The 26,440-nt window shown below is 60.8% G+C and carries 26 protein-coding genes; 14 read left to right on the top strand and 12 right to left on the bottom strand.

Features of this window, described 5'->3' with window-relative positions; genetic code table 11:
* Nucleotide 1: 1 nt before the first annotated feature.
* Nucleotides 2–1,096 carry an NAD(P)/FAD-dependent oxidoreductase gene (locus tag ACQY1J_RS07295; protein WP_430251078.1) on the top strand — a complete coding sequence of 365 codons (1,095 nt, stop codon included), beginning with the start codon at nt 2–4 and terminating at the stop codon, nt 1,094–1,096.
* A 6-nt stretch (nt 1,097–1,102) separates the two neighbouring features.
* Here the strand turns inward: ACQY1J_RS07295 and ACQY1J_RS07290 are convergent, their stop codons facing one another.
* The 4 genes from ACQY1J_RS07290 to ACQY1J_RS07275 all read right to left on the bottom strand — a co-directional run bounded on the left by ACQY1J_RS07290 (nt 1,103) and on the right by ACQY1J_RS07275 (nt 5,992).
* On the bottom strand, nt 1,103–2,125 hold the full coding sequence (locus ACQY1J_RS07290; protein ID WP_430251077.1) for an LLM class flavin-dependent oxidoreductase: 1,023 nt from the start codon (nt 2,123–2,125) through the stop codon (nt 1,103–1,105).
* 222 nt (nt 2,126–2,347) lie between these two features.
* Complete coding sequence (locus ACQY1J_RS07285; RefSeq protein ID WP_062582159.1) at nt 2,348–2,572, bottom strand: aa3-type cytochrome c oxidase subunit IV; 225 nt, start codon at nt 2,570–2,572, stop codon at nt 2,348–2,350.
* A gap of 171 nt (nt 2,573–2,743) precedes the next feature.
* The gene (locus tag ACQY1J_RS07280) at nt 2,744–3,502 is read right to left on the bottom strand and encodes an N-acyl amino acid synthase FeeM domain-containing protein (protein WP_180215465.1); all 759 of its coding nucleotides are present in this window, start codon (nt 3,500–3,502) and stop codon (nt 2,744–2,746) included.
* A gap of 165 nt (nt 3,503–3,667) precedes the next feature.
* Nucleotides 3,668–5,992: a putative bifunctional diguanylate cyclase/phosphodiesterase gene (locus tag ACQY1J_RS07275; RefSeq protein ID WP_062461077.1), complete on the bottom strand. Its 2,325-nt coding sequence runs from the start codon at nt 5,990–5,992 to the stop codon at nt 3,668–3,670.
* Between the two features lie 302 nt (nt 5,993–6,294).
* Between ACQY1J_RS07275 and ACQY1J_RS07270 the strand changes: the two genes are divergently transcribed.
* Nucleotides 6,295–6,834, top strand: a complete 540-nt coding sequence (locus ACQY1J_RS07270) for a TRAP transporter small permease subunit (protein ID WP_062461080.1) — start codon at nt 6,295–6,297, stop codon at nt 6,832–6,834.
* Between the two features lie 31 nt (nt 6,835–6,865).
* Nucleotides 6,866–8,383 carry a TRAP transporter large permease gene (locus ACQY1J_RS07265; protein ID WP_062461083.1) on the top strand — a complete coding sequence of 506 codons (1,518 nt, stop codon included), beginning with the start codon at nt 6,866–6,868 and terminating at the stop codon, nt 8,381–8,383.
* Between the two features lie 434 nt (nt 8,384–8,817).
* On the opposite strand, the gene ACQY1J_RS07260 is transcribed toward ACQY1J_RS07265, so the two are convergent.
* Nucleotides 8,818–9,936, bottom strand: coding sequence for a TRAP transporter substrate-binding protein (locus tag ACQY1J_RS07260; RefSeq protein WP_062461086.1), 1,119 nt, complete (start codon nt 9,934–9,936; stop codon nt 8,818–8,820).
* 258 nt (nt 9,937–10,194) lie between these two features.
* Here ACQY1J_RS07260 and ACQY1J_RS07255 point away from each other — a divergent pair, with 258 nt between their 5' ends.
* Nucleotides 10,195–10,995 carry a gamma-glutamyl-gamma-aminobutyrate hydrolase family protein gene (locus tag ACQY1J_RS07255; protein ID WP_430251076.1) on the top strand — a complete coding sequence of 267 codons (801 nt, stop codon included), beginning with the start codon at nt 10,195–10,197 and terminating at the stop codon, nt 10,993–10,995.
* A 27-nt stretch (nt 10,996–11,022) separates the two neighbouring features.
* On the opposite strand, the gene ACQY1J_RS07250 is transcribed toward ACQY1J_RS07255, so the two are convergent.
* From ACQY1J_RS07250 to ACQY1J_RS07240, 3 genes are all read right to left on the bottom strand, one after another.
* Nucleotides 11,023–11,985 (bottom strand): 2-hydroxyacid dehydrogenase, encoded by a 963-nt coding sequence (locus ACQY1J_RS07250; protein WP_062461092.1) that lies wholly within the window; start codon nt 11,983–11,985, stop codon nt 11,023–11,025.
* Nucleotides 11,986–12,010: 25 nt separating this feature from the next.
* Nucleotides 12,011–13,030 (bottom strand): LacI family DNA-binding transcriptional regulator, encoded by a 1,020-nt coding sequence (locus ACQY1J_RS07245; protein ID WP_062461099.1) that lies wholly within the window; start codon nt 13,028–13,030, stop codon nt 12,011–12,013.
* 132 nt (nt 13,031–13,162) lie between these two features.
* Nucleotides 13,163–13,660, bottom strand: a complete 498-nt coding sequence (locus ACQY1J_RS07240) for a MarR family winged helix-turn-helix transcriptional regulator (RefSeq protein WP_062461102.1) — start codon at nt 13,658–13,660, stop codon at nt 13,163–13,165.
* 83 nt (nt 13,661–13,743) lie between these two features.
* Here ACQY1J_RS07240 and ACQY1J_RS07235 point away from each other — a divergent pair, with 83 nt between their 5' ends.
* The 5 genes from ACQY1J_RS07235 (at nt 13,744) to ACQY1J_RS07215 (ending at nt 17,520) form a co-directional block, all read left to right on the top strand.
* Nucleotides 13,744–14,544 (top strand): creatininase family protein, encoded by an 801-nt coding sequence (locus ACQY1J_RS07235; protein WP_209901931.1) that lies wholly within the window; start codon nt 13,744–13,746, stop codon nt 14,542–14,544.
* A 49-nt stretch (nt 14,545–14,593) separates the two neighbouring features.
* On the top strand, nt 14,594–14,839 hold the full coding sequence (locus ACQY1J_RS07230) for a type II toxin-antitoxin system VapB family antitoxin (RefSeq protein WP_062461108.1): 246 nt from the start codon (nt 14,594–14,596) through the stop codon (nt 14,837–14,839).
* Nucleotides 14,840–14,845: 6 nt separating this feature from the next.
* Nucleotides 14,846–15,250: a type II toxin-antitoxin system VapC family toxin gene (locus ACQY1J_RS07225; RefSeq protein ID WP_430251075.1), complete on the top strand. Its 405-nt coding sequence runs from the start codon at nt 14,846–14,848 to the stop codon at nt 15,248–15,250.
* Nucleotides 15,251–15,361: 111 nt separating this feature from the next.
* Nucleotides 15,362–16,534 (top strand): CobW family GTP-binding protein, encoded by a 1,173-nt coding sequence (locus ACQY1J_RS07220; protein WP_430251074.1) that lies wholly within the window; start codon nt 15,362–15,364, stop codon nt 16,532–16,534.
* Nucleotides 16,534–17,520, top strand: a complete 987-nt coding sequence (locus tag ACQY1J_RS07215) for a WD40 repeat domain-containing protein (RefSeq protein WP_430251073.1) — start codon at nt 16,534–16,536, stop codon at nt 17,518–17,520. Before ACQY1J_RS07220 ends, ACQY1J_RS07215 begins: the two co-directional genes overlap by 1 nt.
* 99 nt (nt 17,521–17,619) lie before the next feature.
* On the opposite strand, the gene ACQY1J_RS07210 is transcribed toward ACQY1J_RS07215, so the two are convergent.
* From ACQY1J_RS07210 to odc2, 3 genes are all read right to left on the bottom strand, one after another.
* Entirely contained in the window at nt 17,620–18,651 is a 1,032-nt protein-coding gene (locus tag ACQY1J_RS07210; protein ID WP_430251072.1) for a serine hydrolase domain-containing protein, read from the bottom strand.
* 169 nt (nt 18,652–18,820) lie between these two features.
* Complete coding sequence (locus ACQY1J_RS07205; RefSeq protein WP_062461118.1) at nt 18,821–19,390, bottom strand: GNAT family N-acetyltransferase; 570 nt, start codon at nt 19,388–19,390, stop codon at nt 18,821–18,823.
* 110 nt (nt 19,391–19,500) lie between these two features.
* The gene (odc2, locus tag ACQY1J_RS07200; protein WP_062461910.1) at nt 19,501–20,634 is read right to left on the bottom strand and encodes an ornithine/lysine decarboxylase; all 1,134 of its coding nucleotides are present in this window, start codon (nt 20,632–20,634) and stop codon (nt 19,501–19,503) included.
* A gap of 858 nt (nt 20,635–21,492) precedes the next feature.
* On the opposite strand from odc2, the gene ACQY1J_RS07195 reads away from it, so the two are divergent.
* The 4 genes from ACQY1J_RS07195 to ACQY1J_RS07180 all read left to right on the top strand — a co-directional run bounded on the left by ACQY1J_RS07195 (nt 21,493) and on the right by ACQY1J_RS07180 (nt 24,543).
* Entirely contained in the window at nt 21,493–21,747 is a 255-nt protein-coding gene (locus ACQY1J_RS07195; RefSeq protein ID WP_430251071.1) for a type II toxin-antitoxin system PemK/MazF family toxin, read from the top strand.
* A 21-nt stretch (nt 21,748–21,768) separates the two neighbouring features.
* On the top strand, nt 21,769–22,662 hold the full coding sequence (locus tag ACQY1J_RS07190) for a LysR family transcriptional regulator (protein WP_430251070.1): 894 nt from the start codon (nt 21,769–21,771) through the stop codon (nt 22,660–22,662).
* Nucleotides 22,663–22,807: 145 nt separating this feature from the next.
* Nucleotides 22,808–23,464 (top strand): DUF1007 family protein, encoded by a 657-nt coding sequence (locus tag ACQY1J_RS07185; protein WP_430251069.1) that lies wholly within the window; start codon nt 22,808–22,810, stop codon nt 23,462–23,464.
* On the top strand, nt 23,458–24,543 hold the full coding sequence (locus ACQY1J_RS07180; RefSeq protein WP_430251068.1) for a nickel/cobalt transporter: 1,086 nt from the start codon (nt 23,458–23,460) through the stop codon (nt 24,541–24,543). The genes ACQY1J_RS07185 and ACQY1J_RS07180 overlap by 7 nt, the downstream gene beginning before the upstream one ends.
* A 4-nt stretch (nt 24,544–24,547) precedes the next feature.
* Here the strand turns inward: ACQY1J_RS07180 and ACQY1J_RS07175 are convergent, their stop codons facing one another.
* Entirely contained in the window at nt 24,548–25,456 is a 909-nt protein-coding gene (locus tag ACQY1J_RS07175) for a LysR family transcriptional regulator (RefSeq protein ID WP_430251067.1), read from the bottom strand.
* Nucleotides 25,457–25,549: 93 nt separating this feature from the next.
* Between ACQY1J_RS07175 and ACQY1J_RS07170 the strand changes: the two genes are divergently transcribed.
* Entirely contained in the window at nt 25,550–26,425 is an 876-nt protein-coding gene (locus tag ACQY1J_RS07170) for an aldo/keto reductase family oxidoreductase (RefSeq protein WP_430251066.1), read from the top strand.
* Nucleotides 26,426–26,440 lie beyond the last annotated feature (15 nt).

Here is a 26,440-nt window from a genome sequence, read left to right as displayed (position 1 = left end):
GATGCAGCAGTCCGGTCGCCATGATATCATCGTCATCGGCGGCGGGATTGTCGGCGCCTCGATTGCCTGGCACCTCACAGTGTCAGGCGCCAAAGTCCATCTTCTCTTTGAAAAACCAGGCGGCATAGCGACGCCGAATTCCTTCGCCTGGATCAACGCCAGCTGGGGCAATCCGCGCGCCTATTTCGACCTGCGCATGCGCTCCATCGCCGAATGGAAACGCCTTGCGAAGGACGTCCCCACCCTGCCCCTATCTTTCGCGGGCGGCCTATGCTGGGACATGTCGCAGGCTGACTTGACGACCTACGCCAGCCAGCATTCCGGCTGGGGCTACGATATCGCTGAGGTCGATGCCGTTAGGATTGCCGCCATCGAACCGGCCTTGAACGACGTGCCTAACACCGCGCTTTACGCCGCGATGGAGGGTGTAGCCGAGCCGCAGGCGAGCGCCGAGATCCTCATCGCAGACGCCCAAAGACGCGGCATGCTTCTCACCGAAGGCATCCGGGTCACTGCCCTCAGGCGCAATGGCGAAGGCCATGTTGCAACTGTGGTCACCGACAGCGGCGAGTACACAGCCCGTGAGATCGTGCTCGCCGCCGGCGCCGGGACAGCGACCCTTGCCGCTTCTGTCGGAATAGAGGTCCCGGTCGAAACACCACCGGGTCTCCTCGTCCACTCGACGCCGGTCGCACCGATGCTCAACGGCCTCGTCATTGCGCCGGAACTGCATGTCCGGCAAACCGCCGACGGTCGGCTCGTCGCCGGAACCGATTTCGGCGGCATGGATCCCGGAACCGATCCGGATGGCGCGGCGGAGGAACTGTTCGGCAAACTGAAGCGGTTCGCCAAAGGCGGCGACAGCCTGGTCATGGACTTCTACACCGTCGGTTATCGCCCCATGCCAAAGGACGGCTTTCCGATCATCGGACGTGCCGAAGATCAGACCGGCCAAACCCTCCCCGGCCTCTACATTGCCGTCACCCATTCGGGCATCACACTCGCTCCGGCGATCGGCTTGTTTGCCGCCACCGAAATCCTGGAAGGGGCGCAAGAACCTCTTCTCGCCCCCTACCGTCTGTCGCGCTTTAGCTGACAGCCCTCAGCGCCAGCCGAGCGCCGGCGCCACATGCTTCAGGATCGACTCGATGACATGGGCGTTGTAGTCAACGCCGAGCTGGTTCGGCACGGTCAGAAGCAGCGTATCGGCCTCGGCAATGCCCTCATCCTGGCGCAGCTCCTCGATCAGGGCTTCCGGTTCTGCCGCATAGGAACGACCAAAGATCGCCCGCGTGCTGTCGTCGATATATCCGACCGAGTCCTGCTCCTTGCCGCCGCGGCCGAAATAGGCCCGGTCGCGATCGTCCGTCAGCGCAAAGATCGAGCGGCTGACCGATACCCGCGGTTCGCGCTGATGGCCGGCCGCCTTCCAGGCGTCGCGATAGGCGCGGATCTGCTTTGCCTGCTGGATGTGGAAAGGCTCGCCCGTCTCGTCGTTCTTCAGGGTCGAGCTCTGCAGGTGCATGCCCTTCCCGGCCGCCCAGACTGCCGTTGCATCGGAGCTTGCGCCCCACCAGATGCGGTCTCGCAACCCATCCGAATGCGGCTCCAGACGCAGCATGCCCGGCGGGTTAGGAAACATCGGGCGCGGGTTGGGTTTGGCAAAACCCTCGCCCTTCAGCACGTCGAGAAAGACTTCGGCGTGGCGGCGGCCCATATCGGCATCCGTCATTCCTTCGCCCGGCTCGTAGCCAAAATAGCGCCAGCCCTCGATCACCTGTTCCGGCGAACCGCGGCTGATGCCAAGCTGCAGGCGCCCTTGCGAAATCAGATCCGCCGATCCCGCATCTTCCGCCATGTAGAGCGGGTTTTCATAGCGCATGTCGATGACGCCGGTGCCGATCTCGATCTTCGACGTGCGCGCACCGACAGCCGCCAGAAGCGGGAACGGCGAGGCCAGCTGGCGGGCGAAATGGTGAACGCGGAAATAGGCGCCGTCGGCACCGAGTTCCTCGGCAGCGACGGCAAGATCGATCGACTGCAACAGCACGTCGCCCGCAGAGCGCGTCTGCGATTGTGGCGACGGCGTCCAGTGGCCGAATGATAGGAAACCGATTTTCTTCATAAGAGGGCTCCGGCAATATGCGCATGAGAAGAGGTGTTGCCCCCTACATGGCATGCCGCAGCAGCATCCGTTAGGGCCCTGCCGCGAATTGGGCGCAGACGGATTGTTCGCAGATTGCGAACGAAGTCTGTGAAGATGGAATGAAATAGCGCCTGGAGTACCTGCCGGCAGGGTCGCGCGGGTGCAACGTCACACCCGCGCTCCGACAGAAACAGATCCAGCTTAGCGCAGCAGGAAGACGCCAGCGATATTCAGGATGATGAAAACGATGAGGCCGCCGAGAAGTCCGGCGCCGCCGAAGAAGCCGGCCGCCATGGCGATCATCAGAACGACGGTAGACATCGTGCCCCATTTTGCAGCGGCCAGAAAACCCTCGTAGGTTTTCTCGTGCTCGCGATAATCCATGGGAGCACCGGTCTCCATAGGTCCGCTCTGGTGATTGTCCATCATCGATCTCCTTCAACGCCGCGCCCACGAGCCGATCACGGCGGGGTGGCGCGGTAGCCTCCTCCTCGCTCTTCGAATCCTTGGCAGATCACCGAAAAGCGCCTCTCGATCCAGATTACACACACCGCTTCAAAGCGCAATCGCGCCACGCCGCGGCTGGTGCTTTAACCCCTACTCGGCGAACGCCATTTCCTGAGAGGTCGGCCTTCCCGCGATCCTCGCGGTCGGCAGAACGGTGAGTGGCGGACTGTCGAACTGCGCTTCGTTGCCGAACATCATCCGCCGTTCATAGGCCTCCGACCGGAACAACGGGAACCGCCGCATCAACTGCGGCCTTACCTCCTTGACGCGTGACGCAAGAAGCGTGAGCTCGAAGCCGTAGATGCCGGCCATCGTTGGCGGCACGACGATATCCGCCAGGAAGATGCGCTTGTAGAACGAGGCATGCGGCGGGCGGATATGCTGCAACACCCGGTCGGCATCGAAATGGATCGCAGCCATGATGCTGGGCCGCAGCGTGATATAAGGGATCGTCGGCAATTCGGCGACGACAGCCGGATCGACCGCAAACCGGGCCGGGTCGATCAGCGTCATCCCGGCATCGAGGAAAGCGTGGACCGCATCGGGAAACACGCCTGTCGACTGGCACACACGATGGTCAGGCGTCACGTAATGGACGCGGATCGTCGCGATCAGTTCTTCGTAATGATGAATGCCGAAGACATAGGCGTTGCGGTCGAAATCGATCTCATCGAGCATGTCCACCGCACCAACGGGGAGAACATCCTGCGCCTTGTAGGCTTTGTATCTTAATCTGGCGATATCTTCGAAATCTTCGGCGCTCTGAATGCGGCGGTATTCGATGTGGTCGAGGGATGCGAGGAGCTTTTCGGAAAAGGGTGCTTCAGGAACAGATTGCTTTATCGGCATGTGAATTATCCATGGGACGTTAACCCAGGATTAACCGTGAACTGAGCCTTGATCGCAATCGCCGAAATTATGTTTAACAAATTTTAAACAGAAATAGTTAACCGCCAGCGGTAACCTTATGCCGCGGGTGCAAAAAATAGCCCGTGAAGATATGGGGAAACGCGTCTACCCAGCCGCGCTCAGTGACCGCGGCGCGTCGTTCTTGCGGCCCGATACGGCACGACTACCTGCCTTGCTGAGAGCAACGCCGTTGACGCGCAGACTCTCCAGCGCATCGACCGGCACCGGCGGCGAGAAGATGTAGCCCTGAACCAGGTCCGCAAAATTGTGCTTGCGCACGAGATCCAGCTGTTCCTGGGTTTCGACGCCTTCGAGAACGATGCGGAGATCGAGCTCGCGTGAAAGATGCACGATGCCGCTCAAAAGCTTCATGCGGCGCGGATCGGTACCGATGTCGCGCACGAAGGCGCGGTCGATCTTGACGATATCGATCGGCAGGGAATCCAGATAGCTGAGGCTCGAGAACCCGGTGCCGAAATCGTCGATTGCGATCGTCACGCCGTTGGCACGCAACCGGCTGAGTGTCGCACTCACGGCGACAGGCTCCTCCATGAAGCAGCTTTCGGTCACCTCCAGATGCAGCCGTGCGGCAGGCAGACTGTAGCGCGCCAAAGTCTCGGCCACCATTGCCGTGATCGCACCGCCACGAAGATCCTTGACCGAGAGATTGACGGAGACCGCCATGCCGCCCGACCATTCGGCGCAGTCGGCGCATGCCTTGTCCAGCACGAACCGGGTGACGTCCGAAATCAGGCCCATGCTTTCGGCAAGCGGGATGAAGATGTTGGGGCCGATCCAGCCGCGCTCGGGATGCGACCATCTCACCAGTGCCTCGCAGCATTCCATCTCGGACCCGTCCGGCCGGTACATCGGCTGGTAGACGACGGACAGATGGCCGTTTTCGATGGCATGGCGCAGATCGGTCCGCAGACGCTGCTCGGCCACATACCGACCATCCATTTCCGGCCTGAAGGTTCGAACCGTGCCGTTGCCGGTCGACTTTGCCTCGTTGAGGGCAAGGTCGGCCTTGATCTGCCAGGATTCCATGTCGAAATCTTCAGCGGGCAGAATGACGCAACCGCTGTTGAGCGATACCGAAAGACTAAGCCCGTCGACCCGGTAATCCCCCTCGAATGTCCGATGAATCTCGCGGATACGCGCCTCGATCGCGCAAGAACCGTCTTTGCCGGTCACCAGCAGAACGAACTCGTCGCCGACCAGCCGGCCGATCAGAACCTCGTCGCTCGCAAACGCCGCTGCCCGTTCGGCAATTGCTGCAAGAAGCTTGTCGCCCACCACGTGGCCGCGCATGTCGTTGACATGCTTGAACCCGTCGACATCAAGAATAGCAAGCCCGGCCCACATCTCCGGACCTGCATTTGCCAGCCGCCGTTTGACCTGTTCGGTGAAATGTCCCCGCGTCGGCAGGCCGGTCAGCGTGTCGAAACGAACAAGGTGAAGGATTTTCTCTTCGGCAGCGACCCTTGCGCTGACATCCTCGAAGATCATCACGAGACCGCCCTCGGAACGGCGGCTGAGCGAGAATTCCAGATAGGTGTCGTCATTGAGACGCAGCAGCGTCTTGCCCGCCTGCCCTTCCAGTAGGCCGCCGATCTGCGTCAGGATCTCGTCCGGAAACGCGTTTTCGCGGTCGCGCAGGGCGGCAATGAAACTCGCGCCCATCAGGTCTTCGGCATCGCCCAGTCCCAGCAATTCGTGCGCGCGCCGGTTGACGACCTGCACCCGGCCATCGGCGTCCAGCATGATCAGCGCATGCGTCATGGTGCTGAGCGCACTGTCGAGCTGGTCGGCAACCGTCTTCATCTCGCGCGAAACGATGACGTTCTTGTAGAGAAATTCCCGCACCCCCGTCGCCATCGACTGGGTGGTCAACCCGAACGGCACGAGAAAGAGCGCCATCAGCGCAAGATTGATTTCGCCGGTCAGCACGCAGGCAATGATCAGCGGCAAGCAGCAGCCGGTCGTCTGCAGCGCAACCGCGCGAGCAGACCCGTAGTTGCGGCCGACGATCGACACCATCGACGCCATGGTGACCGCGATGCACATGAAGGCGGCCATCATGTCCCGCAGGACAAGAACCGCATAGGCGCTGCTGATACCAAGAAGGAAAGCAGTCGCCGCGGCGCCGTAGACGTAGCGTGTTTCCCAGCTTTCGATCTCGTCGCGGGAAAGAACCGCACGGTCGAGACTGTCGAAGCGGCGGAACGAGATGACCCGGAACGTGAAGACGGCCAAGAACACCGCAATCAGCATGATATAGAAGGTAGAGCCCGTCGTCGCAAAAATCACTGCGCACGACAGGATATGGACCACCATTCCAGTCCACAGCGTTCCACGATTTCTAAACAGCGATTCGACGAACGACAGATACACTTCTGTCGGCAGCGTTTGCGCTTCCGCATTCTTCATAGGGGCACATTCCCTTGCCATCAGACCGACAATGGAGAAAACGTTTTAAAAATTGATTGTTGTCGGAGTGCGACCCCTTGGATTGTGGGGGTTCGTCGAAAAGCGATCAATGAACGGTAACAGGGATTGCTAAAACTCTCCAAACTCAATTATGCGCTCTCGCGACCACCTTCGCAATAATATTTCGCGCAATGCCTGGAAACGGCATTTATGCGACCTATGGGGGTCTTTTCTTTTAATAAGCGTTCGTTTACATCGCCTCATTCGGGCAGAGGTAAAGACCTGCTGGGGAGCGAGTGAGTATGGCGGGCCTGTTGAAATTCAGCGCGTTAATTGACCGTGTCAGCGAAATCGTCGGAAAATTTGCGGGTTATCTCGTTCTGGCCTGCTGCCTGATCAGTGCCGGTAATGCCTGCATCCGCTATGCGTTCAACTACAGCTCGAATGGCTGGCTGGAAATCCAGTGGTATCTGTTCGCGTTTATCGTTCTCTTGGGCGCATCCCATACGCTTCGTCTCAACGAACACGTCCGCGTCGATCTGATCTACGGCGCCGTCTCGGATCGCAAGCGGTTGTGGATCGATGCGATCGGCCTGGTGATCTTTCTGATCCCGGCATGCCTCTTTCTGGCATGGCTGTCCTGGCCGTTCTTCTCCCTGTCTTTCATGCAAGGTGAAGTGTCTTCGAATGCCGGCGGCCTGATCCGCTGGCCCGTCAAATTCATCATCGTCTCGGGGTTCGTGCTCCTTGCCTTTCAGGGCCTGTCCGAGCTGATCAAGCGCATCGCCGGCCTCACAGGCACCCTCCAGGTCGACACGACCTACGAAAAGCCACTGCAATAAGACCGCGCCATTCCGGGGGGAAACCAAGCTCATGTTTGAATACGGCGTAATGCCACCGGCCATGTTTCTGGGCATGATCATTTTCATGCTCTACGGCTTTCCGGTCGCCTTTTCCCTTTCGGCGGTCGGGCTGTTTTTCGGCTTCCTGGGTATCTACACCGGTCATTTCGAATATGCGTTCATGCAGGCCCTGCCGCTGCGCATTTTCGGCATCGTCTCCAACGACCTGCTTCTCGCCATTCCCTTCTTCACCTTCATGGGTGCCATTCTTGAACGCTGCGGGCTTGCCGAGGACCTGCTCGAAGGCACCGGAAAACTGTTCGGCGCCATTCCCGGCGGCCTTGCCTATGCGGTGATCATCGTCGGCGCGATTCTCGGCGCCATCACCGGCACGGTTGCCGCATCCGTCATCACGATGGGTGTGATTTCCCTGCCGATCATGCTGAAATACGGCTACAATCCGCGTCTCGCGACCGGCGTAATCGCAGCCTCCGGTACGATCACCCAAGTCATTCCGCCGTCGCTCGTCCTCATCGTTCTGGCCGATCAGCTCGGCCGTTCGGTCGGCGACATGTATCTCGGCGCCATCGGTCCTTCGATCCTGCAAGTCGTGATCTTCCTGCTGTTCATTCTCTTCACCTCGATCGTCCGCCCCCAGGATGTTCCGGCGCTGCCGCCGGAGGCCCGCGGCGAGCTCAATGCCGCGCTGGTGTTGAGAGTGCTGTGGGGCATGGTCCCTTCGGTCGTGCTGATCTTCCTTGTCCTCGGCACCCTGTTCATGGGACTTGCCACACCGACGGAAGCCGGCGCGCTCGGCGTCGTCGGCGCCATGGCGCTTGCTGCCATGCACCGCCGCCTGACCTGGGACCTCGTCAAGCAGGCCATGCATTCGACAATGACGATCACCTCGATGGTCGTCTTCATCCTGGTCGGCGCCACCTGCTTCAGCCTGGTCTTCCAGGGCATGAACGGCGGGCTCTGGATCGAATTCCTGCTGTCTCATATTCCGGGCGGCGCCCTCGGCTTCCTGATCTTCGTCAACATCTTCATTTTCTTCCTGGCGTTCTTCCTGGATTTCTTCGAGATCGCCTTTATCGTCCTGCCGATGCTGGCACCGGTCGCAACGGCGCTTGGCATCGACCTGATCTGGTTCGGCGTGCTGCTCTGCGTCAACATGCAGACCTCGTTCATGCACCCGCCATTCGGCTTCGCACTCTTCTACCTGCGCTCGATCGCGCCGAAGACTGTGAAGACGAAGGACATCTATCTCGGCGCCATCCCTTGGCTCGGGATGCAGTTGATCCTCGTCGCCATCATCATCTTCTGGCCGGAATCCGTCACCTACTGGCTGGACAAGGCGCCGGACGTCGATCTCAACACGATCAAGATCGAAATCCCCGGCTTCGGCAATGATAGCGGCAACAACCAGATGCCCAATTTTGGCCTGCCGCCGATGGATGGTGCGCCCGGTCAGGGCGGCGGCGCGCAACCTGCCCCCGGACTACCCGGCATGCCCAACTTCGGCGAGCCACCCAAGATCAACCCTTAACGGCTTCGTCTTGCCAGAAAACCGGCGCAGTAGTACATTGGAGTGGAGAGCAAAGCGCGAACTCTGCTCTCCCTTTGTTATCTGATGTAGAAAATGAACCGGACGGACACTGACCAGCCCGTCCGGTATTTCCTAACCAGCAACGTAATGCTCAGTGGAAACCACATCGCATCACCTCCTGTTCGACGGCAAGGCTTTTGCCTTAAGTCGGTGAAGCCCGTCTTCACCGATACTCCGGCTGGCCACGGAGTGCTCTGCTTTTGCCTTCGAACGCCACCATCATAGATACCAGCGTGTGATTTTCGAGCCGACACAACCGGGCATACGTGCAGCGCGTCTATTGCGTGAATCCAGTCTGGCGCCATCCCTCGGCTGCAAAAGAAAACCCCGGACCTTGCGATCCGGGGTACGTGTCTGAGCAACGCTGTAGACGTTCAGATCTTGCCGTTGCGCTGCTGGATCATCATGAACGTGTCGAACGTGTACTCCGAAAGCTGCATCCAGAGGTAACCTTCCTTCTTGAATGCGACCTGGTCGTCGTAGACCTTCTTGAAATCCGCGTTGGTTGCGGAAATACCTTTGTAGACGTCCATTGCAGCCGTGTAGCAGGCCTCGAGGATATCCTGGCTGAATGGCCGCAACGTCGTCCCCTGCGATACGATCTGCTTGATCGCCATCGGGTTCTTCAGATCGTATTTCGCCATCATGTTGGTATTGGCGAAAGCGCAGGCATCGGTCAGCGCCGACTGATAATGCTTTGGCAGGCTGTTCCACTTGTCGAGGTTGATGAAGGCATGGATTGTCGGGCCGCCTTCCCAGAAAGCCGGATAGTAGTAATACTTGGCCACCTTGTAGAAGCCGAGCTTGTGGTCGTCATAGGGACCGACCCACTCCGCCGCATCGATCGTGCCCTTTTCCAGCGCCGGATAGATATCGCCGCCGGCAATCTGCTGCGGTACGGCACCGAGCTTTTCAAGCACCTTCCCGGCAATGCCGGCAATGCGCATCTTCACGCCCTTGAAGTCGTCGACGGTGTTGATTTCCTTGCGGAACCAGCCGCCCATCTGGGCCCCGGTATTGCCGGCGGGCATGCCGTAGATCTGATGCTTGGCATAGAACTCGTTCATCAGCGTATTGCCGTTGCCCTGGTAGAACCACGAGTTCGTCAGGCGCGCATTCATGCCGAAGGGGATCGCCGTGCCGATCGCAAAGGTCGGGTCCTTGCCGACAAAATAGTAGGAGCAGGTATGGCACATCTCGACCGTGCCAGCGGAGACCGCATCGGCCGCCTGCAGACCCGGGACGATCTCACCACCTGCAAACGGCTGGATCGTGAAATTGCCGTCGGTGGCGGCTGCGACATGCTTCGCGATATCGTCGGCGCCGCCATAAATCGTGTCCAGCGATTTCGGAAATGACGATGTCAGGCGCCAGTTGATCTTCGGGTTCTGCTGGGCAATGGCAGGTGTCGAAAGCGGAACAGCAAGCACTGTGGCTGCAGCGGCTCCCGCGCCGCCGACTGCCGTCTTTTTCAGGAATGAACGACGATCCATCAAAAATCCTCCCGGGTTGAACAGACCGCGAAGATGTCTCCTCCCATACCTCGCCAGTCCTAGATGAGGTAATCATGTTGCTTGAATGCTTGCAAGCAGACCATGTAACAATGACGGCGGGCCAAGGTTAAACCGCATTATACTTTCGTCTTCCGCGATCGTCGTGGTTCACGCTGCACGGCGTCGCTACGGCTTGACTTCACCCCGCCTCCGGCAGCAATACGGGATGAGAACCACTGCCCCGCCTGGAGATTGTTCATGCCCGTCTCGTGCCGCAAGCCCATCGTCGCCGTTCCCGCCGATCTCAGGCAATTCGAAGGCGCCCTCTGGCACGCCACACCCAACCAGTATGTCAATGCGGCGCTGAAAGTGGCGGACGTCATGAGCTTCATCGTTCCCGCCTTCGAGGAGGGCAACGATGTCGACACGATCCTCGGCCGGGTCGACGGCGTGCTGGTTTCCGGCGCCGTCAGCAACGTCCACCCGTCGCTCTACGGCCGCGAAGCGACCGAGGGAGACGGCCCCTTCGATCACGGCCGCGACGCCACCTCGCTGCCGATGATCCGCCGCGCGATCGAACGCGGTATTCCGCTTCTTGCCATCTGCCGCGGCATCCAGGAACTGAACGTTGCGCTGGGCGGCACGCTGGCAAGCGAGATCCAGGATCAGCCGGGCAAGTGGGACCACCGCAAGCCCGACGTGCCAGACCGCGACGCGATGTACGCGATCCGCCAGCCGGTCTTCGTCAAGGAAGGCTCCTGCATCGCGGATTTCCTCGGATTTGCCGGCGAAGTCCAGGTGAATTCGCTCCACCGCCAGGCGATTGCAAAGACCGCTCCCCGCCTGAAGGTGGAGGCGACGGCTGCAGACGGCACGATCGAGGCGGTGTCGGTGATCGACGCGAAGAATTTCGCCGTTGGCGTCCAGTGGCATCCGGAATACTGGGCCGAAACCGACGCACCGTCGGGCGCCCTGTTCAAGGCGTTCGGCGATGCGGTCCGCGCCTACGCGGCATCGGCGAGCGGTGCGACCAGCCCAACGGTTGCCCGCACCGCGTGAAGCAAACGCCCTCGCCGTGTTTGCCAGTTATCCTTTGACGGGGGTTTCCGGAACCGGGGTCAGCACGCGGCCATCCTTGAACCAGCCGATCAGGTTGTCGACGACAAGATCGGCCATCGCATTGCGGGTCTGAACCGACGCGGATGCGACATGCGGCAGAAGGCAGGTATTATCGAGAGCGATCAGCTCCGCCGGTACGTTCGGCTCGTCGAAGAACACGTCAAGCCCGGCCGCGGCAATCGTCTTGTCGCTGAGGGCGGCAATCATTGCTTCCTCGTCAACGCTCGATCCACGGCCGACATTGATGAACACGCCACCCGGGCCAAGCGCTTCGAAGATCTCCGCATTGATGATCTTGAACGTATCCGGCGTCCCGGGCGCGATGCAGATGAGCGTATCGACGGCCTCAGCCATCTCCTTCAGGGACGGATAGTAGATATAGCCGACATCCGAGCGCTGGCTGCGGCTGTAATAGCCGATCGTCACCTTGAACGGCTCAAGCCGCTTTGCGATCTCGAGACCGATGCGGCCAAGGCCGAGAATGCCAATGCTGCGGCCCTTTAGTGAAAACGGCGACAGCGGAAACGGGCCTTCGCTCGCCCAGCGTCCCTCGCGCAGATAGGTTTCCGCCTTCGGAAACTGGCGCAGCGTGTTGAGGAGCAGCGCAATGGCAGTATCAGCCACTTCGTCGTTCAGAACGTCAGGCGTGTTGGTAACGATGATGCCGCGCTCGGCAGCTTTCTTCGTATCGGTCCCGTCGTAACCGACGCCGAAGCTGGAGATGACTTCGAGATTGGGAAACGCGTCGATGACGGCAGCATCGCATTTGCCGGAAACCGCGATGCCACGCACGCGCGCCCTCGTCTCGGCGTCGACGGATGCCAGTTCGGCATGCGGAGCCGAGATGACCTCGAAACTGTCGTTCAGACGCTCCAGAACGCGCGGATGGATACGGCCCGGCACGAAGATGGTGGCAGGATTCTCAGACATGCAGCAACCTCTTTATGAAGAATAATCAGCGTGGACGAAAGACGCCGGTCGACTGGCGCAGACGCATTTCCGGCTTGATCAGATGGAGACCGTCAGGCTCATGGCTCCCGGCAAGACGATCGAGCAGTGCCCGCGCCGCTAAGCGCCCGACATCGGCCTGTCCGTTGGAAACGGTGGTCAGAGACGGCGTCGAGATCGAAGCTTGTTCCAGATCGTCATAGCCGGTGACGGAAATATCGACGCCCGGTGTCAACCCGGCCCGCGCGATGCCGTTCATCAGGCCGATCGCCACCAGATCGTTCCAGCAGACCGCAGCCGTCGGCTTTTGCGGCAGGGACAGGAAATGCACCGCCGCCTCGAACCCGCCCTGCATCGAACGGGGTCCCGGAATGCGCAGGTTCGGATCGACCTCGATATTGGCTTTCAGCAGCGCGTTGACGTAGCCCTGGTAACGGTCGCGACCGGTCGATGTCTGGTCGGTGCCGCCGATCATGGCGATCGCCCGGTGGCCCAGTCCGATAAGATGGTTGGTGGCAAGCGAAATGCCGTAAGCATCGTCGCCGCGATAGGTCGGCAGGTCGAGGCCTTCCATCGAGCGGGCGACAAGAATGGCCGGCATGCCGTTTTCTTCGGCAAGCTTCATGTCCTCGATCGGCGTCCCGATCGCCGGCGACATGATCACGCCGTCGCCACCCAGCTGCAGCAGCGTCTCGATGAACGTGCGCTGCTTTTCGACCGAATCGTAATGGTTGGAGAGAATGAACGTATGCCGGCTGCGGTCGAGCTCGCTCTCGATCGCTTTCAGAATTTCACCGTAGAACGGGTTCATCACGTCATGCACGACGACACCGATGATCCCGGAGCGCGAGGTGCGCAGGCTGGCGGCACGGCGATTGTAGATGTAGCCAAGCGCCCGCGCCTGTTCCTTGATCTTCTCGCGGGTATCGGAAGCCACGAGCGGACTGTCCCTGAGTGCAAGCGAAATCGTGGCTGTAGAAAGACCGAGACTTTCGGCAATCGTCGACAGTTTGATTTTCTGCGCCATCTACCCCCGCGTTCCCATGCAGCCTGCATTCCCACACAGAGCACCCGAATTAAAGTTTAAATAAACAATTTAATTCCATGCGACAATCCTGTGACGGGATTTTTCGGACGAGCAGGTTGGCAAACGCAACCCTCAGTCGCGATCGCCCTCATCCGACTGAAGATTATGCTCGACGGCTTTGAGAAGTTTGAGAAGGGTGCGAACTTCCTTGTCCGAAAGACCTTTGACCGCCAGTTCGCCGCACTCGGCCACCGCGCGGCCGATCTGCTCGACGCTCTTCAGACCAGTCTCCGTCAGATGCACCTTGGTCAGGCGACCATCCGTTCCATCCGACCGGCGCTCCAGAAAACCCTGCGCTTCCATGCGTCCGATCGTGCGGGTCATGGTGGGAGCCTTGACGCCCATGCGGTTGGCAAGATGACCCGGCGTCATGCCGTCTTCCTCGGAAAGCGCCAGGATCACCCCGTCCTGCCCGGCATAAAGGCCGCTTTCGACCAGACTGCGGGACAAGGCGGTGCGCATCGACCGGGCGGTCTGTGTAATGACAGGCGCAAGGTCGGTTGCGGAAAGACCAGCGCCGTCCTTCTTCTTGCCCGACTTGGATTTCTTGTCGCCTTTTTTCTTGCTCATAGGCTCCGCCCGTTTTGCGTCATGGAAGTCGGCGCTATAACTATACCACGCCACCCTTATCGAAACCCGGAATTGACCGCCAGATGCCGCATCCCTTGCCGCGCTATCATGACAACGATGTTACGCCCCCGTCCACAGAAAGCGCTAAAAGAGGCGACTGGATCGCCGTTCTGCCGCTCGGCGCCCACGAACAGCACGGTCCGCACCTGCCTTTCGAGACCGATACGCTGATCGCACAGGGCCTTGTCGACCGCATTATCCCTGCCCTTCCGGCTGATCTTCCGGTGACGTTCCTGCCGGTAGAGCCAGTCGGCTACTCGATCGAGCACATGGATGTGGCAGGAACGAAGACGCTGGCCGCCGCCGAGGCCATCGACCGCTGGCTCGGCATCGCCGATGAACTTCACCAGCAAGGCATCCGCAAACTGGTGATGCTGAATGCCCATGGCGGCAACGCGCCGCTGCTGACGATCGTCACGACAGAGGCCCGCGTCCGTTTCAACATGCTGGCGGTGGCGACGAGCTGGACGCGCTTCGGCCAGCCCGAAGGCTGGATCGCTCCGGAAAACAAGGCAATCGATATCCACGGCGGCGATATCGAGACCTCCGTCATGCTGGCACTGTGGCCGGACCGGGTGAACATGGAGAGGGCCGAAAACTTCCCATCGCGCCAGACAGATTTCGCGAAAGACTTTCGTCACCTGCGCGCCTACGGCCCACATGCGTTCGGGTGGAAGATGTCTGACCTCAGCGCCAAGGGCGCCGCCGGCAACGCAACCGCCGCCACCGCAGAACGGGGCGAGCAGCTGGTGAAGCACGCGGTGAACGGCATCATAGAGTTGCTACGGGATGTGGCACGGTTTGATGTTGACGCGTTGAAGTAGCGCTGAGCCGCATAATGTGCGAGACTTGCGCACACGAAGGTGGTGTCTCATGACCCTCAACATTAGCAGTGAAGAAGCTCAGGCACTTGCGAAAGAGCTCGCGCAGATAGATGGAACGACAATCACGCAAGCGGTGGTCACCGCACTGCGGGAAACCATCGACAAGCGCGCGCAGCAGGAGACGCCAGGCGAGACAGCCAGCCGCATCCTTGCAAAGCACGGGCTTTCCTTCAAACAGACTCGACCCGTGCCCCCAGCTTCCGCCTATCACGATCTCGACCACGACCTGGATTGATCGCACATGTTTGTCGATGCTTGTGCGATCGTATCGTTGATGGCTGGCGAAGATACCGCGGAAGCCTATGAAAGGGCGTTGGCAAAATCGACACTGCCATTCACGTCTCCTCTCGCTGCCTGGGAAGCAATTATCGTGCTTTCTCGGCCCGACCAATTAGACTGCGCCTACGGCCAGGCAGAAAGCGCTGTCGTGGAATGGCTCGACGCGCGCGGCATTGATATCCGTGAGGCGGGCTCGCCGCGTGCGCTCTTAAGCTTTGCTGTCGCGGTGGCTCAGAAACATGGCGCCGGTAAGCGGCACTTGAGCAACTTCGACTGTTTCCATTGCGCGCATGCGAAAGTGGCCGGCGAGCCGCTTCTCACGCTCGACCAGCTTCTTCGGCAAACCGACGCGTCGACATTGCCTTGATGTGATCATATAACATTCAAAACCCCTTTGAACTCGCGCGGCCTTGCCCTTATATGAGGCCAACACGCTTCCGCGCTCCCCCGAGCGCTCCAGAACCCTTAGAGGTTTCCCATGACTGAAAACACCGCTCCCGTCGCTGCAAAGCCAATTCCTGTGACCGTGCTGACCGGCTATCTCGGCGCCGGCAAGACGACCTTGCTCAACCGCATCCTGTCGGAGAGCCACGGCAAGAAATACGCCGTGATCGTCAACGAATTCGGCGAAATCGGCATCGACAACGATCTGATCGTCGAGTCCGACGAAGAGATCTACGAGATGAACAACGGCTGCGTCTGCTGCACGGTTCGTGGCGACCTGATCCGTGTCGTCGAGGGCCTGATGCGCCGCCCGGGCCGCTTTGACGGCATTATCGTCGAGACGACGGGCCTGGCCGATCCGGTTCCTGTTGCCCAGACCTTCTTCATGGACGACGATGTTCGCGCAAAGACCGAACTCGACGCCGTCATCGCTCTGGTCGATGCCAAGCATCTGCCGCTGCGCCTCAAGGATTCGCGCGAGGCCGAAGACCAGATCGCGTTCGCCGACGTCGTTCTGATCAACAAGACCGATCTCGTGACGCCGGAAGAGCTGGCGATCGTCGAAGACGTGGTTCGCGCCATCAACCCGACTGCCCGTATCTACAACACCAGCCGTTCGGGGATCGATCTCGCCCGCGTGCTCGATCAGGGCGCCTTCAATCTGGAACGGGCGCTGGAAAACGATCCGCATTTCCTCGACCACGACCACGAAGACCATGTCTGCGGCCCCGATTGCGGTCACGACCATAGCCACGATCACCACGACCACGGGCATGACCATCACGCGCACGACCACGATCATCATGATCACAAGCATCATGACCACGGCCATCATGACCACGGCCATCATGACCACGGCCATCATGCGCATCACGATGCGATGTCGCCGATCCACGATATCACGGTGAAGTCTGTCTCCCTGCGCGGCGGCGAGATGAACCCGGATCGTTTCTTCCCGTGGATCCAGAAGATCACCCAGGCGGAAGGTCCGAACATCCTGCGCCTCAAGGGCATCATCGCCTTCAAGGGCGACGAGGAACGCTATGTCATCCAGGGCGTCCACATGATCGTCGAAGGCGATCACCAGCGTCCGTGGAAGGATGGCGAAAAGCGTGAAAGCCGCCTTGTCTTCATCGGCCGCGAGCTCGATTTCGACAAGATCCAGAAGAGCTTCATGGCTTGCCAGGCTGAGGTTGTTGTCGCCTGATGCCAACCGTTGCACCTCTTGATATCGACGGTCATGTCGTCGCGGCTCACTTTCTCGGCGATATCCCGATCTTTGCTACCGCAGCCGGCACCATTCACCGCCTCGACGGCGGTGAAAAGGTAACGGACGCGCATCATGGCCTGTTGACCTGTATCCGCGACCCCTTCAGCGCCACGCTTTTGAGTGGCGGCGAAGACGGCAGGGTGCAGCGCATCTCCCATGATGGCACCGTCACCACGATTTCGGAAACGCCGCGCAAGTGGATTTCCGTCGTTGCCGGCGGGCCGCAGGGCGCTGTTGCCTGGGCGCAAGGGAAATCGAGCTTCGTCAAGCTGTCTGACGGCACCGTCAAGGAAGTGAAGGAAGAGCGCAGTGTCGAAGCGATCGCTTTCGCGCCGAAGGGGCTGCGGATAGCGGCAGCGCGCTATAACGGCGTATCCTTGCACTGGGTCGGCACCAACAGTCCGATGCAGGATCTCGACTGGAAGGGCGCCCATACCGGCGTCACCTTCTCGCCTGATGGCCGTTTCCTCGTCACCATGATGCAGGAAAACGCCCTGCACGGCTGGAAGCTCGACAGCAAGTCGGGCGAAAGCCGCCATATGCGGATGACCGGCTATCCGGCCAAGGTGAAATCGCTGTCCTGGTCGGTCAAGGGAAAGTGGCTCGCCTCCTCCGGTGCGCCAGCCGCGATCGTCTGGCCGTTTTCGGCCAAGGACGGCCCGATGGGCAAGGCACCGATGGAACTTGGCACGCGCGCCAACATCATGGTGACGCAGGTGGCGTTTCATCCGCTGGAAGAAGTGCTCGCCATCGGCTTCATCGATGGCATGGTCCTCGGTGTGCGTATCGCTGACGGCAAGGAAGCGCTGCTGCGCCGGCCCGGTAAGGGCGCCATCACCGGCATGAGGTGGAGCGCCAGCGGCAAGCTGCTGGCATTTTCCTCGGAAGCCGGCGACTGCGGCGTCATCGACATTTCCGGCTAAGCCGGCAGTCCAATTTGCAATGAAACATGCGGGGCTCACACGGCCCCGCATGCTCGTAGCGCATGTCAGGACGACCTCTGCTATGCGAACGCTTGGCGCTTACGCTGACGCGACAGCGCCGATAATCTCGGCGAGAAGGTCGTGCAACTGGTCACGGTAGCCGTTCCGGGCAGACGGACCGCTCTCCTTCGACGTCATCACCACGGTAATGTCGAGCGCCGGAACCACGTAGACCATCTGCCCGCCATAACCCCAGCCGAACTTCACATCCTGTCCGCCGATCTGGCGCAGAAACCAGCCATAGCCATAGCCATCGCCGGAAAAGCGCGAGTTCGTGCGTGGCATCCAGGATTGGTCGATCCAGCTCTGCGAGACCACCTGCCGGCCGCCCTTGGTTTTCCCGCCGTTGCGGTAGAGATCGCCGAATGCCAGGAGGGATGCCGCCGTCATCGCCATCTGGTTGCCGCCGAGATAGATGCCCTGCGGATCGCGCTCCCAGGCCCCGATTCGAAACCCGTCGACCGGCTCCAGCCAGTCCCGCGCCAGCGCAAGCGTCGGCCGCTTGCCGACCCGGGTGAGGATAGCCGACAAAAGATGCGTCGAGGCCGTCGAATAGAGCATCTGACCGCCCGGCTCGCCATCGAACGGTTCCGACAGTGCAAACCGCACCCAGTTGGAACTCGCCACCCAGCGCCCGTAATTCGGACCCGACATCCGAGACAGACCGGCCTGCATGGAGAGAAGATTGCCGATGGTGACCTCGGAGAGACGCGGATCCGCATCGCGCGGCAGATCGGCCTTCAGGATCGAGGCAATCTTCTGGTCCGGCCCTTCAAGCAGCTTGCGATCGATCGCGATGCCGACAAGGCAGGAGATGATCGATTTCGACGCCGACTTGATGTTGGTCGAGGCGTTGAGGCCGCTGCCGTTGAACGCTTCCCTCGCGATCGTCTCGCCCTTGCGCGACACCATCACGACCTTCAACGGCTCGAGGTCAGCCGCCCGGCCGAGCACGGCCTTCAGCGTCTGCGGCGCCTGCGCCACGCCAGTCCCGCCGGTTTGCTGCGCGAAGGCCCGCATGGATGTGAGGACGAAGGGAGTGGCAAGAAGAGCTGTGCGGCGTGTGATCATGGATGCCAATCTAGGTCGAGACCCGCACGCGACTATGGCCGAGCCCCGAGATTCACGCGAAGGTGACGGAGCGTGAGACCATTGCGCCACCCGTCGCCGGCCGGAAAACGAAAAACCCCGCCTCCTCTATAAGAAGACGGGGTCTATGGTTATTTCGATCAGCAGCGGCTCAGGCGAGCTTGCGCCCACTCGCAACGATCATGCCGGCTGCACCTTCGAGCCAACCGGCTTTCAGCTCCAGCGCCAGGAAGCGCGCACGGTCGCAGGGGCCGGGCATCACCAGATGCTGGGTCTTGCCACCGAAGAAGCCGAAGCGCTCGTAATAGGCGGCGTCACCGACCAGAAGCACGGCGCCATGGCCACGATCATGCGCCTGGCCGATCGCCGCACGCATCAGAGCCGCACCGATGCCCTTGCCCTCATGCGACGAGCAGACGGCAAGCGGTCCGAGCAGAAGCGCGTCGATGGCGTTGCCTTCTGGCGAAATGCCGGCCTCGATGTTCCACAAGCGCACCGTGCCGATGACGTGGCCGTCCTCGTCGCGCGCAACCAGCGCCAGGCCTTCGGCAGGCACGCGGTTCTGGCGGATCTTTTCGGACGACTTCAAGCGTCGGTCGGCGCCCATGGCGCGATCGAGCAGAGTTTCACGAGCCACCACGTCGGCCGGAGTTTCGGCAGTGATGGTGAATGTGGACGCGGGCGCAAACAGCGCACGGACAGAATCAAGAACAGTGGCCATCTTGGCCTCCCGCACTTAAAACCGTTTCAAACGGTATCGGACGATCATTGTGAATTTGCGGCTCCCGTCTGGAGGTCGGGAACCGCGAAAGTAGTGACGCTTGTAACGCCTTAGATGACGTAGGCCTTGAGCGGATCGAAGCCGTTGAACGCAACCGCCGAATAGGTGGTCGTGTAGGCGCCGGTGCCCTCGATCAGAACCTCGTCGCCGATCGAAAGCGAGATCGGCAGCGGGTACATGTTCTTCTCGTACATCACGTCGGCCGAATCGCAGGTCGGACCGGCCAGAACGCAAGGCTCCATCGCGTCGCCGTCGCGCTCGGTGCGGATCGGGTAACGGATAGCCTCGTCCATGGTTTCGGCGAGACCGCCGAACTTGCCGATGTCGAGGAAGACCCAACGGTGGTTGTCGTTGTCGGACTTCTTCGAGACGAGAACGACTTCAGCCTTGATGACGCCTGCATTGCCGACCATGCCGCGACCCGGCTCGATGATCGTCTTCGGCAGGTTATTGCCGAAATGCTTACGCAGCGAAGCAAAGATAGCCTGGCCGTATTCTTCAGCCTTCGGCACGTCGCGCAGGTACTTGGTCGGGAAACCGCCGCCCATGTTGACCATCTGCAGAACGATACCTTGCTTTGCGAGCTGGCTGAACACGCGCTTGGCATCGGCCAGAGCCGCATCCCAGGCATCGACCTTCGTCATCTGCGAACCGACATGGAACGAGACGCCGTAGCTTTCGAGACCAAGCTGGTGTGCGTAGACGAGAACGTCGACGGCCATCTGCGGCACGCAGCCGAACTTGCGCGACAGCGGCCATTCGGCGCCTTCGCCATCGGTCAGCACGCGGCAGAACACCTTTGCACCGGGAGCAGCACGGGAAATCTTTTCGACTTCCTCATGGCTGTCGACGGCATAGAGGCCAACGCCGAGCGCGAAAGCACGCGCAATGTCGCGTTCCTTCTTGATCGTGTTGCCGAACGAGATGCGCGATGCGTTTGCACCGGCATCGAGTGCCATCTGGATTTCGGCGACGGAGGCGCAGTCGAAGTTGGAACCCATCGAAGCAAGAAGCTTGAGGATTGCCGGCTCGGGATTGGCCTTCACGGCGTAGTAGATCGCGCTGTCCGGCAGGGCATGACGGAAGGCGTTGAAATTGTCGCGCACGACATCGAGATCGACCACGAGGTAGGGACCATCGGGACGCTGGGTCTTGATGAAGTCGAGGATGCGGGCAGTGGTCATGGTCAATCCCTTCCAAATCTCAAAGGCTCCGGCTTGCGAACCGGAGGACAAAGGACGGATGAACATGCGCCAGGATCCAGTCGGTGGAGACACCGGTTCCCTGACACGCTCAAACGCGCGGTAAGTGGATCAACGTTCTGCCAAGAACGAAAATCCGGCTTTGTCTGCCATGGATTGGAGGGAGGTCCCTACCGCACTTCCGGCAATGATGGTGTGCCTCTTCAGTAACCCCGGCTGTTGGAAAGCCGGGAGAGAACAAAAAGGCCCGCACCGTCGTTGCTTTAGATGTCCTCGCATTTCCCGGATGGCCGGAATAGCGACTGGAGGGGTTAGTTCCAGGTACCTTACCGATGACCTCACCAAATAGAGGGTCGGCGGACACCCACGGGCACGTGCGACTTTGGGCTGCACGGGAGATAAGAATATTCGCGGTCATAATCAAGCGGTATTTTGGGCCGGGGGGAAAATAATCAAAAGGCAGCCCCCGGTAGAATTTCCGCGAGGGCACGCGCACGATTCGACTGGTGAAACAGGCCAGCGTTGAAGATACTGGATGCCGACGGTTAGGAAGCAGACCACACATAGATCACCGTCCTCAACGGTGATCTCGCCTGAAATTCGGGAGCAGCTTCTGGAGCTGAAAAGCCCCGAGGCCCAGGCTCGGCTGGCAGCCGCGATCGCAAGCCTTGGTCCGGAAGAGGAACGTGAGATCCTCGAATGGATGGAGAGGGTTGCGGATTGGAATGAGGACGAGCCAGGCGGGACGCGGCAAGAATGAAACGAGGCGACATCGTCACCCTTTCCATCTCCGGCGACTACGGGAAGCCGCGCCCGGCCATCGTGATCTAGACGAACGCTTTGTCGGATACCTATCCTTCGGTCGTCGTCTGGCCCATGACATCGACACGTCTTGATCTCGACTTCCGCATCCTTGTCGAACCCGATCGGGAAAATGGCCTGCGGCATCCGTCACAGGTCATGACGGACAAGTTCATTGGCGTCTCTTGCTTGAAAATTGGCAGCAAGATAGGGGCCTTCAGCCAGAAAGACATGCGTCGGCTCAGCACAGCGCTTGTATTTCTGCTTGCCCTGGCGGAGACAGAAGACTTCTGAGATCGGGAGCACCCTTCGCCCATGGACACACTCACCCGCATGCGCGCCTTCATCGACGTGGTCGAGGCCGAGGGCTTTTCGGCCGCCGCCCGTCGCACAGGCCGTTCCAAGGCGCTGCTGTCGAAATATGTCCGCGAACTGGAAGACGATCTCGGCGCGCTTCTTCTCAACCGGACCACCCGCCAGTTCTCGATGACGGAGGCGGGCCACACCTATTATCGCACAGCTGCCGATATCCTGAAGGAGATCGACAATCTCGCGGACCTCGTGCGCGAGAACAATGCCGATCTCAAGGGCCGCCTGCGGATCTCCGTGCCGCGCACCTTCATCGATGCGGATGTCGGCCAGTCGTTCATCGACTTCGCCAAGGCGCATCCGGACGTCCAGTTGGAAATCGTCGCCGATGACCGGTTTGTCGACCTGATCGAGGAAAATTTCGATCTGGCGATCCGAATCACCCGGCTGGAGGATTCCGGCCTGATCGCCAAGAAGCTCGCCGATTTCCGGGTCCATGCGGTGGCAACGCCCGATGTCGTGGCGCAATACGGGCCCCTTACGCATCCGCAGCAGCTGAACAAGGTGCCGTTCATTATCGACACCAATTCGCGCTGGCACAACAATATCCGCTTCGTCGATCCTGATGGCTCGATGATTTCGGTCGCGGTCTCCGGCCCGATCGAGGTCAACAGTCCGCAGGCAACCTTGCGCGCGGCCCGCGCCGGTCTCGGCGTCGCGATCATCCCCGACTTCGTCGCCATGGCCTCGATCCAGTCGGGCGAACTCGTCAATCTGTTCGACAAATACATCACCCGTGAACGCGGCATCTATGCGGTCTATCCGCATCGCCGTTACCTCCCGGCCAAGGTGAGAAGCTTCGTGGATTTCCTCGCCAACTGGTTCCGCCAACCGCGCTGACCTGTAATGCTGTAACGCCACAGTCGAAATTCCGTCCCATTTCGGGGCCAGACCACAGCTTGCGGACGGACGAACGACACCCCTTTTGATTTGGCGCAGGTCCGGACGCAATGCCGCTGCGCAACTATGCTGGACCTGCTCGGATATGCGAAACAGACTTGCGACAATTCTGACGGCAGCGACCCTGGCTGCACCCCTGGCCGTTCCCGCACCGGCTCTTGCCCATCCGCATATCTTCGCCGAGGCGCGGCTGGAAATTGTCGCAGGCGCCGATGGCACCGTGCAGGAACTGCGCAATGTCTGGCGCTTCGATGAAGTGTTCTCCTCGAGCGTCATCCTCGATTTCGACAAGAACGGCGATCTCAAGCTCGATCCGCATGAGCTCGCCGAACTCGGCGAAACCATCCGCACCTCGCTTGCCGACTACCACTACTTCTCCACCGTGACGCTGGATGGCGCCCAGATCGGCATAAAGAAGCCGGACGTCTTTCACACCACGATGCAGGACAAGCAGTTGATGCTGATCTTTGCGGTGAAGCCTGAAAAGCCGGTCCCTCTCAAGGGAAAGCTCACCTTCGGCATCTACGACCCCACCATGTACACGGCGATCGACTTCCCCACCGACAAGGATCTGGTGCTGAAGGGTGCGGGCTTCGAGAAGTGCGAGCACAAGGTCGTACGGCCCGATCCCGACGACGTGATTTCGCAAAACAGCGCGTCTCTGACAGATGCTTTCTTCAACGATCCGACGGGGACCGACATGACCAAGCTCTTTGCCACCCGCATGGAAGTGACATGCTGAGGAAAGCGTCGACCGGCCTGCTGTTTGCCGCTCTCGCGGCGGCGCTGGTCGCCACCGCCGCGCACGCCCAGTCGCCGCTCGGCGTCGGTGCAGCGGAACCCTCTTTCTCGGTGGGCGGGCCGCTTGCCCCCTTCTTCCAGTGGATCAACGCCTACCAGCAGGGCTTCTACCGCTCTCTGACCGGCGCGCTGCGGGCGATGCGCGAGGATCCGTCTGCACTTGTCGGCCTGATCGGCCTGTCTTTTGCCTATGGCGTCTTCCACGCCGCCGGCCCCGGCCACGGCAAGGCGGTGATTTCCTCCTACATGATCGCCAACGAAGTCGAACTGCGCCGCGGCGTCACGATCTCCTTCATCTCCGCGCTTTTGCAGGGCCTGGTCGCGATCCTCGTGGTCGGCGCTGCCTTCGTCCTGCTCCGCGGCACCGGCATCACCATGACCCAGGCCACCTGGACCATGGAGGTTGCAAGCTTTGCCATGGTCTCCCTGTTCGGCGCCTGGCTTTTGGTCAAGAAGATCCGGGCACTCCGCATGCGGGTCGTGCGCGCTCCAGACCGCGGCCGCACGGCGGCAGCGGCGACTTCAGCCGGCGGATCGACCGCCATGCTGTTCGACGGCTCTTCCAACGGACGACGCGCGACCGGTCTCAATTTCCAGGCGGTCGAGATCAACGACCACGCATTTCAGGGAGACAGCGACACCTGCGAGGCCTGCGGCATCAGCCACATGCCTGACCCGTCGACGCTCGGCGCCCGCAACTTCAACCTCAAGGAAGCTTGGTCGGCGATCATTGCTGTCGGACTTCGCCCCTGCTCCGGCGCCATCCTCGTCATGAGCTTCTCGCTTCTGAATGGCCTCTATCTCGGCGGCGTGCTGTCTGTCCTCGCCATGTCGATCGGCACGGCGATCACGGTGACGATCCTCGCAACGCTAGCCGTCGGCGCCAAGGATATCGCGCTCAAGTTCGCAGGCCCCGGCTCGCGCAGCGGACGACGCATCGGCCATGCGATCGAGATCGGCGGCGCCCTGTTCATCCTGCTGATCGGCCTTTCCCTGCTCGGCGCCTCGCTGCAGGGCTGAACGCTCAACCCGGCTGCGGCATCGCCTTGATAAAATCGATGAAGGTGCGCAGCGGAGCCGGTACCAGTCGTCGCCCGGGATAATAGAGAAACGGCCCTGAGAATGAGGGCCACCACGGCTCGAGCACCGGTTCCAGCGCACCACTGTCAAAATGCGGCTTCAGCCAGTCCTCGAACAGCGCGACGATACCGGTGCCGGCAATCGCCGCGTCCACACCGAGATCGGACCCGCCACCCGCCTGCACGATCAGCTGCGCCGATGGATCCACCACCACCTCCTCGCCATCGCGTTCGAACTCCCAGGGCGTGACCGGACGGTCCCTGAACCGACTCCGGATGCAGGAATGCGCCAACAGATCGCGCGGATGGTCCGGATAGCCCCGCGCGGCAAGATAGGCGGGCGATGCCGCAAGCGCGAAACGCTGAACGCGTGGACCGATCGGCACGGCGATCATGTCCTGCTCCAGCCGCTCGTCATAGCGAATGCCGGCGTCGCAGCCGGCAGCGATGATATCGACGAAGCTCTCGTCGGTCATGATGTCGAGACGGATGTCCGGATAGGCAGCCAGAAACGCCGGCACGATCTGCGGCAGGACGATCCGCGCCGCACTGGCCGGCACATTCAGCGTCAACAGTCCCGCCGGCCGCCCCCGAAACCCGGCAGCCATGTCGAGCGCCGCTTCCATTTCCGATAGCGCCGGTCCCAGCCGGTCGAGCAGTGCCCTCCCCGCCTCCGTCGGCGTCACGCTGCGGGTCGTGCGGTTGAGAAGCCGGACGCCGATCTTTTCTTCCAGACGCCGGACTGCATCGCTCAGCCCGGAAGCGCTTCCGCCAGTCAGCCGGGCCGCATCGCGAAACCCTTTCGTCCTCGCCACCGCGACGAATGCTCCGAGATCACCAGCGTCGTATTTCATTGTCCGCCCTGCCGTACAGCCCGTCCGAATTGTAACCGATTATCGCGCGGGCTGGATAGCCCTATCTCTGCCTCACCGATAGGGAGTAAAACCATGACCAATCTTGAAAAAGCCGGCACCTATAAACTCGGCGACCGCCCCGTAAAACGTCTCGGCTACGGCGCCATGCAGCTTGCCGGCAAGGGCGTGTTCGGCCCGCCGAAGGACCGCGCGGAAGCCGTTGCGGTGCTGCGCGAGGCCATCGAAGCCGGCGTCGACCATATCGACACCAGCGACTTCTACGGTCCGCATATTACCAACGAGATCATCCGCGAAGCGCTGCATCCCTATAGCGACGATCTCGTTATCGTCACCAAGGTCGGCGCCATCAGAGGCGACGACGCATCGTGGAACCCGGCCTTTTCGAAAAAAGCACTCACGAAGGCCGTCCACGATAACCTCAGGAACCTCGGTCTCGATGCGATGGAGGTGGTCAATCTGCGTTCCATGCTGGATGTCCATGGCCCCGCCGAAGGCTCGCTGGAAGAACCGCTGACGGTCCTCGCCGAACTCCAGCGCGAGGGCCTCATCAAGCATATCGGCCTCTCGAACGTGACGCGAAAGCAGGTCGAGGATGGCCGCAAGATCACCGAGATCGTCTGCGTCCAGAACCAGTACAATCTCGCGCACCGCGATGACGATGACCTCATCGATCATCTGGCGGCAGAAGGCACGGCTTACGTCCCCTTCTTCCCGCTCAGCGGCTTCTCGCCCCTGCAATCCTCGACGCTGTCGGATGTAGCAGCAAAGCTCGACGCAACGCCGATGCAGGTGGCACTGGCCTGGCTGCTGAAGCGCTCGCCGAACATCCTGCTGATCCCGGGCACCTCGTCGCGCGGGCACCTGCGCGAAAACCTCGCCGTCGCCGACATCGAACTGTCGGCGGATGTGATGGCGGAGCTGGAAGCGATCGGCGCCAAAGCGGCTTAAGGGCGAGCGGCTAGC

It is taken from the genome of Neorhizobium sp. DAR64860/K0K1, assembly GCF_050500205.1.
Taxonomy (GTDB): Bacteria; Pseudomonadota; Alphaproteobacteria; order Rhizobiales; family Rhizobiaceae; genus Neorhizobium; species Neorhizobium soli.
This window is presented reverse-complemented; position numbering and strand designations above follow the sequence as displayed.